The organism is Streptomyces sp. NRRL WC-3549 (genome assembly GCF_000721935.1).
In the GTDB taxonomy this organism is placed as follows: Bacteria; Actinomycetota; Actinomycetes; order Streptomycetales; family Streptomycetaceae; genus Streptomyces.
In genome coordinates this window covers 89,054-91,742 of record NZ_KL585421.1, presented here as the reverse complement: position 1 = coordinate 91,742, position 2,689 = coordinate 89,054, and the positions used below count along the sequence as shown (strand labels likewise).

2 protein-coding genes are annotated in these 2,689 nt (G+C 72.3%); both read right to left on the bottom strand.

The annotated features are described in order from the left end of the window. Nucleotides 1-209: 209 nt before the first annotated feature. Nucleotides 210-878, bottom strand: coding sequence for a TetR/AcrR family transcriptional regulator (locus IH13_RS0125745; RefSeq protein WP_267883881.1), 669 nt, complete (start codon nt 876-878; stop codon nt 210-212). Nucleotides 879-1,136: 258 nt separating this feature from the next. After that, nucleotides 1,137-2,156 (bottom strand): aldo/keto reductase, encoded by a 1,020-nt coding sequence (locus IH13_RS0125740; protein WP_031088297.1) that lies wholly within the window; start codon nt 2,154-2,156, stop codon nt 1,137-1,139. Nucleotides 2,157-2,689 lie beyond the last annotated feature (533 nt).

Sequence of the window (2,689 nt, the reverse complement as noted above, 5' to 3'; positions counted from 1 at the left end):
ATCCCGGCTGCGGCTGCCGCCCGGACCGCTGCCTGGACCCGTTCGAGGTTCCCTGTTCCCGCGGCGAGGAAGTCATCGATCATGCCTCCAGCTAAGCATGGCCGGCTCCGGACGCCTCGGGCACGGTCGCTCCCGGTCGTACCCGCCGTCGGGTGTCCGTGCGCGGTGGCGGGGCCCTGCCCCGGGCCGTCCCCGTGGGGGACGGCAGGTCAGGCGCCGGGGGCCGGCCGGGAGCCGGCCGCGCCCGGCGTGAGGGCGCTCAGCACGGAGGTGACCACGAGCTCCGTGGAGGCCGCCATGTCCACGGCGTCGGGGGCGAGCAGCCACTGCACCTGGAGGCCGTCCATCACCGCGATGACGGCGTTGGCCGCGTTCTCGACGCGTCCGGAGTCGTCCTCCGCAAGGCCGCACGCCTCGCGCAGCGCGTCGGCGACGAAAGCGCGCAGCCCGCTGTAGCGGTCCCTGAAGTAGGTCTGCGCCGGGTGGTCGTCGGTGACTGATTCGGCGGACAGCACGGCGTAGAGCCGGACGATGCCCTCGCGTTCGGCGTTGCGGAGCGCGGTGTCCACCAGGTGGCTCAGGAACTGGAGGCCCTGGGGCCGGTCCGGGCCGAGTTGTTCGATGTCCGTCCGGTCGCGGAGTTCGAGGACGCTGGTGAGCAGGAGTGCCTTGGAGCGGAAGTAGTGCAGGACGCCGGCCTGGGTCAGCCCGGCCCGGTCGGCTATCTCGGCCAGCGAGGCGTTGTGGTAGCCGCGGGCCGCGAAGGTGTCCATGGCGATGTGCAGGATGTCCTGCTGCCGCTGCCGTGCTTTCGGGCTGCGCGGAACGCGGGGCCCGGCCGGGCGCCGCCCCGGTCCGCCCGCTGGCTGGTTGCTCACCGGCACAGCTTAAGGGCTGCCCCGCGATTCCCGGTGGGCGCACGACGACAGCTACGGCACCTCGCCGCGTTGTCGGAACATCCCCGTATGTCCAGTATGCGGATGCCTCTCCGCCTTGCGATGCACCGCATCTGACGCCGCGCGCCGATCCACCGGGAAGTGCGGGACAGCCCTTAGGGCGTGTCCCCGAGAGTGGCGCCGTCCGCCCGGAGGGCGGACGGGACTTCGGGAACACGCCCCGTGCCGCCCCCCGGTTGTTCAGCGGCGCCGCAGTGACGGGTCCAGCAGCGCGGGCGGGGCGTCGAACTTCTCGTGCGCGGCCAGGTCGGTACCGGGGGCGACGATCGCGTCGATCGCGTCCAGCAGGTCCGCGGAGAGGACGGTGTCGGCGGCGGCCAGCTGGGTGCTCAGGTGCTCCTGGGTCCGGGGACCGATGAGCGCACTGGTCACGGCGGGGTGCGCGGTCACGAATCCGAGCGCGAGCTGGATCATGGTCAGGCCGGCCTCGTCGGCCACCTGCGCCAGCTGCTCGACGGCGTCGAGCCTCGCCCGGTTGGAGGGGAGGGAGAGGTCGAAGCGCTCCGGCAGCATCGTCGAGCGGTTGGTGGTGATCTCCCGGCCCTCGCGGACCGCCCCCGACAACCAGCCCGAGGCCAACGGGCTCCACGCCAGGACGCCGAGGCCGTACTCCTCGGCGACGGGCAGGACGTCGGCCTCGATCCCGCGCTGCAGGATGGAGTAACTGGGCTGCTCGGTGACGTAGCGGCTCAGATGGTTGGCGCGGGCGGCCCACTGCGCCTGCACCACGCGGTACGCCGGGAAGGTGGAGGAGCCGAAGTAGCGGATCTTGCCCGCGCGTTGCAGGTCGGTCAGGGCGGACAGCGTCTCCTCGTCGCTGGTGCTCGGGTCCCACCGGTGCATCTGGTAGAGATCGACGTGGTCGACGCCGAGGCGGCGCAGGCTGTTGTCCAGCTCGGTGACCAGCCAGCGGCGCGAGCTGCCCCGGTGGTTGCGCTCGTCGCTCATCGGCATGGTGGCCTTCGTGGCGAGCACGACGTCGTCGCGGCGGCCTGCCAGCGCCTTGCCGACCATCTCCTCCGACTCGCCCCGGCCGTACATGTCGGCGGTGTCGATGAGGTTGATCCCGCCTTCGAGGGCGGCGTCGACGAGCGCGGTGGCCTCGTCCTGGGTGGTGCGCCCGATCGCGCCGAAGTTCATCGCGCCGAGCGCGAGCGTACTGACCTGCACACCGGTGCGGCCCAAGGTGCGGTACTGCATGGCTGTGTCCCTCCGTGGTGTTCCGGGGCCGTCTGCTCCGGCAGGGAGCAAACGGAACGTTGCTCCGCTAAAGATACGGAACGTTGTTCCGGTTGGCAAGGCGGCGCGCGGCCGACGGGGGCGGAGGGCCCCCGCCTCCGGTGCGCGCCACCGGACTTCACGCCGTGAGAAAAGCGCGCAGCCTACTTACTAACCGCTCAGTGACTGTGCTTTCATGGCGCCGTCTCCCCGGGAGCACCGCCGCGCTCCGCCCCCGGAGGCCCGCCCGGGTACCGGCGGCCCCGTGCTGCCCCGGTCCCTTCAGGCGGGCAACCGGCCCCGCGCGTCCTCCCCACCCACGACCGGGGGCCGGCCGCACCACCCCACAGGTACCGACCGAAGGAGAGCCGCACCATGCCGCACAGCAGTGCCTTCCGTCCCCGCAGACCCCTCCCCCTCCGCCCAAGTAGGTCCCCCCGTCCGGACAGTTCCCCGCGCCCCCGGGTACGCGCCGCGGCCGCCGCCCTGGCGCTGGCCCTGTCTCTTATACACAT